Annotated in this window: 3 protein-coding genes; 2 read left to right on the forward strand and 1 reads right to left on the reverse strand. The window is 40.2% G+C overall.

Going from position 1 to position 7,100, the window contains the following annotated elements:
- On the reverse strand, positions 1-916 hold a 916-nt coding region (locus IIC38_19220), incomplete at its 3' end, for a choice-of-anchor D domain-containing protein (protein ID MCH8128057.1).
- Between the two features lie 450 nt (positions 917-1,366).
- Here IIC38_19220 and IIC38_19225 point away from each other — a divergent pair.
- Positions 1,367-6,259: a T9SS type A sorting domain-containing protein gene (locus tag IIC38_19225; GenBank protein MCH8128058.1), complete on the forward strand. Its 4,893-nt coding sequence runs from the start codon at positions 1,367-1,369 to the stop codon at positions 6,257-6,259.
- A gap of 279 nt (positions 6,260-6,538) precedes the next feature.
- A partial coding sequence (locus IIC38_19230) for an alcohol dehydrogenase catalytic domain-containing protein (GenBank protein MCH8128059.1) occupies positions 6,539-7,100 on the forward strand: 562 nt, incomplete at its 3' end.

The raw sequence follows: 7,100 nt of genomic DNA on the forward strand, positions 1-7,100 counted from the left end.
CAGTGAAGGTATTCCCATCCCTGGCCAAAATAACGGTTTTTGGATTCGACGCCGGATTTTCGCCAATGAAACTTTCGAAGTTTAGAGTATCCGGATTGACCGCAATGGACGGTCTTGCTTTTTCGGTAAAATTGATATGGACCAACTGGGGTGAATTATCGGCATTGGCGTCGGAGATGGAGATGTCTGCTTGGTACGCGTTTGGCGAACCGGTTGCCGTGATGGTTACCGTCACTGTCTCAGATTGTCCCGGCTGCAAGGTCCCGGCAGTGGGGGAGAGACTAAGCCAATTTCCGCCATCGTGAGTGCCGTTCCAATTCAAATCGTTGTCACCGTTGTTGGTGATGGTGAAGTTCTGTACATTCGGAGAAGGATTTTCACCGACGAAGCTTTCGAAGTTCAAAGTATCCGGATTCACCGCGATTGAGGGTCTGGCAATTTCATTATAATTTATATGAACCAATTGGGGTGAGTTAGTGGCATTGGTATCTGCAATGGATATATCCGCCTGGTATAACTGTGCAGTTCCTGTTGCAGTAATTGTTACTGTTAGGTTTTCTGATTGGCCTGCAGTTAAAGTACCGGATAAGGGTGATATAGTCAGCCACGAATTACCGTTGTGTGAGCCTTTCCAATTTAGTGTTCCACCGCCACTGTTTGTAATCGTAAAATTGTTTGTATTTGGAGAAGGATTGCTGCCGGTTAAACTTTCGAAATTTAATGTATCTTTTGAAAGTAGGATGGTTGGATCCAGATCGAAAATTAAATTTCCGGTTTTGCTTTGATCTAAAGACTCATTCGATTTGTAATTTTTGATTGAAGAGTATTCATTCGAGATTGCGTATGAAGATCTAATTTGGGTGAACTGAAAGATCAGCAAAGTTGTTGAAAGAATTAGTATTCCATTTTTCTTCATTTATGAACCTTAATTCGAATTCGAAAACAAGCTATGGAAATTACATCGATCAAATAATCAAAAAACTAAAATAAAAATAGAGACTTAGCTTAAAAATATCCAAAAATTTATTTTGATTTCAACAATTAATCTGGATAATTCATAAACCGCCAAGACGCGAAGGACGCTAAGTATAAAAAACCTTGCCTCATGATAATCTATCATTCAACGAATTGAAACAAATATCTTAATATACAAAATTCATATATGTTTTTGTTTCTTTGCGATCTTGGCGCCTTTGCGGTAAGAATTTATAAATAATCCAGGCTAAATAACTTACATGTTGGAAGTTCAATTTTAAAAAAAGACTTTCTATGAAATTCATTGAATAAAAATTATTATTAATGAGTTGAATAGAATAGTAAAAAATAGAAACATCAAACTAGTGAAAAAGTCGGTATTTGCAGAGCAATGTTGGCTGTAGAAAAAATAACAAAGCAGAAGTTTGATTTTTCTCTCAAAATATTCATTTTGGGATTAATCTTAATTCCAAACTCAATAATTGCACAAAACTTCAAACTTTCCGCAACCGATCAAAAGACCTACATCATTGAATTCCAAATGCAGAATTTCCGGTTGGAGGAATTTTATGATGACCGTTTGGGAGTATCGCAAGAATACATCATTCCTATATTCGACAGGAGTGTTGTCATATCTTCCGAAAATTCATTCTTGTTGTCACAAACCGGGTTTTCGCTGGTTTTGCCGGAAAAGGCTGTTCCAAAAATAAGGATCGTCGAATATGAGTTTGATGAAATTCCAGGTTTGAACCTGGCTGTTGTGCCGGATACAATCCTTCCGGCTTCCGCACCAGGAACAATCCGGGAACCTTTTAAAGTGATTTATGGCGGAGTTCAGCGATTTGCCGGACTGCCCCTGCACTCCTTCCAGATTTTGCCTTTCTCATATGAAGAAAAAAGATTGCGTATATTTAAACGAATCGTTTTGGAATTCAAATTTGAACAGGATTTACCAACGGTGTTTGAATCTGGTATTTCCGGATCGATAGAAAATTTGTTGCAAAATGTTGTATTGAACAGTCAACAATTAAAATTTGTGCCACATACAAAAGAAAGTAATCTTCAGAAAAAAAAGCGTGAATTTTGGTATAATCCCCAGCAATCCTATATCAAATTATTGATTTTCGAAGACGGAATATACAGGGTTGATTATAGTGATTTATCAAATGTTGGTGTCGATCCCGGCTTAATTGAACCCGACATGTTAACACTGTATTACAAAGGAGAGCCTTATCCTATATTTGTGAGCGCCGGGAATCACGCCAATTTTGAGCCTGCTGATTTTATCGAATTCTATGGCCAAAGGAACAGGGGATCCGACGAATTTTATAATGAATATTCCGACACATCCGTGTATTGGTTAACCTGGGAACAGACCACGCCTGTCAGGATGCCAATCCGAAACGTTGCTTCAGTTCCGGTAAATCCTTTGCAGACATTTTACTTTCACGATCATTTTGAAGAGGAAAAATTTTATTACAATGGCGACAACTCTTTTGCAATCTTTAACTCAGAAACGGTTTCCGGTGAAAGATGGATTTGGCAGCGAATCTTTGCCGGCGAATTGGTTTCGTTTTCTTTTCGGTTAGAAAATTATGCTCCTTCTTCCAAACCGGATAGCCTTGTAATTAAAGTCAGGGGGATTACCAAAGATTCAGTTAGCCCGGATCATCATATTGCTATCCGGCTAAATGGCATGGCTCTTTCCGATTTCTTTTTTGATGATGTTGAAGAAGTGATCCATAAAGTAGCGATTCCTGAAAATAGTCTACTTAACGGGGATAATGAATTGGTGATCCAATCAATGGGCGATACCGGCGCTCAACTGGATGCAATTTATTTCGACTGGTTTGAGGTGTTTTATTCACGAAATTTTACCGCCGTGAACAACCAATTGCAGTTTAACTCCACTCAGCAAGGCCTGGTTTCATTTGAATTATCCAATTTTGAGCAAGATTCAATTATTATTTATGACCTCACAAATTTGGCCAGGTTGGATGGATTTATCCTGACCGAAATGAATGGGAAATATACTGTCGCTTTTTCCGATTCGATTGAAAAGTTGACTCGTTACTTAGCCGCAGGAATAGAAGCGATTAAAAAGCCGCATCGAATCCTATTAGACAATCCTTCGGACCTTCATGACGAGAACCAACAAGCGGAGTATGTAATCATTACTCATCGTAAATTTTGGCAACAAGCCATGCAGCTGGCAGAATATCGACAGCAAGACCAGGGTTTGTCATCGATTGTAATTGATATTGAGGATATTCTGGATGAATTCAATTTTGGGCTGATGGATCCTTTAGCCTCACGCTGGTTTCTTCAATATGCGAGCAAATTCTGGCAATCACCCAAACCCAGATTCGTATTGTTTTTCGGCGATGCATCTTGGGATTTCAAAAACAATTCGGCCAGTTCTTTCAAGAATAACTATGTGCCAACATTTGGCAACCCGGTCTCGGATAACCGATTGGTAAGCATCGACGGGGAATCGGATTTTTTACCGGATCTGTTTACCGGCCGCTTGCCGGTTAGTTCAGTTGAAGAAGCCGAAGATATTGTTGCAAAAATCAAATTGTATGAAAATTCCGAACCGGCGCTTTGGAAAAAAAATATTGTTTTTTTGAATGGCGGGATCACAACCGGCGAGCATAGTGCATTTAGATCGCAATCGGAAGGCTTGATCAATAAATATGTCACGCCCCAACCATTTGGTGGAAATCCAATCAGAATTTACAAACAAACAACTGACCGAATTCCCGGGGAATTACAAGATGAAATATTTTCAGCATTGAATGATGGCGCTCTTTGGTTCTCTTTCTCCGGACATGCCGGCAGCTCATCATGGGAACTGATGCTGGACAACCAGGATATTCACAACTTGAATAATACCAATAAGCTTCCTTTCATCACCAGCATGACCTGCCATACCGCCCGTTTTGCAAACCCGGTTATCGATAGTTTCGGTGAACTTTTTATGAGGAAGCAGGATGTGGGTGCAATCGGCTTTTGGGGTACCTCTGGCTGGGGCTATATCTTTCAAGATGGGATACTCCTGAATGGTTTGTTCGGCAGCCTATTACAAGATCATGTTGAAACGCTGGGTGAAGCAACCACTTTAGCCAAACTTCATTTATGGAACTTCCTGGGATTATCTCAAATCAATGTTAGCACAATTGACCAATATACTCTCCTGGGTGATCCTGCTTTACGTTTATCAATTCCGGTGAAACCCGATCTATTGATTCAAAATAATAATATATCAATATTTCCGCAGGAGCCAAGCCAGTCTGATTCTGTGCTAAAGGTAAATTTTTTGGTTTCAAACCAGGGACTTTTTCCGCAGGACAGTGTTAATGTTTTATTGATAGTTAAAGCTCAGGATAATCCTGCTAATAAAAGTGAATCTAAAATACTTATCCCGCCAATGGGGTACCAATCCGAAATAAATACTTTTGTGAATATTCATGGAATTGTTGGTGAAGCTGTTTTGGAGATTCAACTGGATCCGGATGGCTTGATCGATGAAATCGACGAGAACAACAATCGTGCGGAAATCAATTTCTATATCTTTTCGACAAGAATTTCCATCGCTAAACCCTTGCCCTATGGAGTGATTTCAGATCAACAACCTACGTTTCAAGTTTATTCTCCGGAAGCGATTTCCGAAGTGCCCCGTAAAACCTATTTCGAACTGGATACAATGCGAGAATTTAACTCACAGTTTAAGATTCAATCGGGTCCAATAACCGAGAGTCCAATCGTTACAACCTGGCAGCCTGGAATTGTATTAGCGGAGGGTGTGTATTTCTGGCGCAGTCGGATTGAAGAGAATATGCAATTAAGCCAATGGCTGACAGGCGAATTTACACTTACAAGCGAAACCAATTCATCCAAATGGTCTCAGAATGTGAAAACAGGTTTTATCCTCACGCCGGAAAATCAATTGCGTATTCATGAAGGTGTTGTACAATTGGCAAGAGATTCATTGTTTTCATTATTCGGAATGCTTTCGTCCGGCACTATAGGACCCGGTACACAATGGCAACAAGTGTTATTGGATATCGAGCACCCAAATGCTACCACAAGTCATTCGCTGTCGATCTCGGCTTATGATAGATTTAGCCGTGAATGGAAATTTCAAAAGGAAATTGTAAATGAACTGACAATATCATTGGAAGATTTGGATTCTAACCGTTACTCACAAATTCAGTTGCATTTGACGTTAAATAGTCAAGACGGAATTTTTACGCCGGCTTTTCGGGGATGGCAGGTTGATTTTTCTCACGTTGCCGACCTGGCAACACATCCAACTTTGATAAGCGTTCATCCTGATTCCATCCTCGAAGGTGAGGAGATAAATGTTGAATTTTCGATTCATAATGTCGGACTTGCTGATGTTGATTCGGTGATGATCCGCATCGATCTTCAGAATCCAACAACCAACTGGGATTCCCTGGCAACGGTTGTTATCCCCCATATTGGCCTAGATGAATCCACTCAAACATCGATTTCGTTTAATTCCGCCGGTTTACGGGGTGATCAAAAACTAAGGGTTTGGATTGATCCGTCGGATCGAATCATCGAGTTATCCGAAACCAACAATCTTTACTCCAAGCGGTTTTTTGTATCCGGCGACTCCATCCGACCGGATATTCGCATCACCTTCGATGATCGTGAGATTTTACCCGGTGATTTTGTCTCTGCTAACCCTAAGATTCTAATTGAAGTCAGCGACAACAGTCCTTTGAGTATCAATGATACGAGCCTGGTGCAATTGCGTCTGGATGGAATAATCATCAGCTATTCATCGAATATGGATCGCGTTGAATTTATGCCTGTAGATTTAACTCAATCGAATGGATCCGGGGTAATCATTACCTATTTCCCGCAGCTTGAGCCAGGCCAGCATGTGTTGGAAGTGATTGCCACAGATGCAACAATGAACACCTCAATCGGGAAGGCTGAATTTTCTGTTGATTCCGATTTTGTCTTTCGTGATGTGATGAATGTACCAAATCCATTCTTTTCAGAAACAAATTTCACCTATGTTTTAACCCAGACTGCAAACAGGGTTAAATTGTCAATTTATACGATTGCCGGACGAAAAATTCATGAGATCAGGGATCTGCCCGCAACTGCGGGATTTAATCTGTACTTATGGGATGGCCTTGACGCCGATGGCGACAAAATAGCCAACGGTGTATATTTGTACCAATTAACAGCAAGTTTGGCTGGTAAAAATACTTCCACAATAAGTAAGTTTATTGTTATGCGATGAAAGAATAAATTCCAAAGGAAAAATTCCAATTTCCAAATAAGCTTGTCCCTGACTTGTTCAGGGATCACAAAACTCAATATTAAAATGAACAAACATTAATACCAAAATTCTAATTTTGAAACTTGGATATTGGAATTTACTGTAATTTGTTATTTGCAATTTGAGATTTCGTTTGCAATGAATATCTTCTTGGCGTCAATCCTTTTAAGACACGTTCTACTTGCGAATAACAAAATTATTATCCACATTAGGATTTAAAGAAAATGATTGGAGATACGAGTGGAAACGATGCAGGCTGTTGTAAAAACGGAAGCTGGAAAAGGGGCTGTTTATATCGAAAAACCTATACCGGAAATTTCAGATTTAGAAGTATTGGTGAAAGTAAGAACAACTTCCATATGTGGCTCCGATCTTCATTTGTATAATTGGGAAACCTGGTCGGAAGATAGAATTCATTTACCCAGGGTGATGGGTCATGAGATGGCGGGGGAGGTTGTAGAAGTTGGCAAAATGGTTAAGAACATCCAGGCAGGTGATTATATTTCAGCAGAAACGCACCTTTATTGCGGCCGATGTTATGCTTGCCTCCAGGGCAGGCAAGAGGTTTGTTTGAACCTGAAGATTTTAGGTTTTGATCAGGATGGTTCATTTGCAAATTATGTTTGCTTGCCCGAGAATGTGATCTGGAAAAACGATCCCTTAATTCCCAAAGATTGGGGTTCACTTCAAGAACCTCTGGGCAATGCCATAGATACGGTGTTGGCTGAAAACGTGACCGGGAAAACGGTTTTGTTTACCGGCTGCGGACCGATTGGCTTGCTGGGCATCGGGGTTGCCAAAG

Source organism: candidate division KSB1 bacterium (assembly GCA_022566355.1).
In the GTDB taxonomy this organism is placed as follows: Bacteria; Zhuqueibacterota; JdFR-76; order JdFR-76; family DREG01; genus JADFJB01.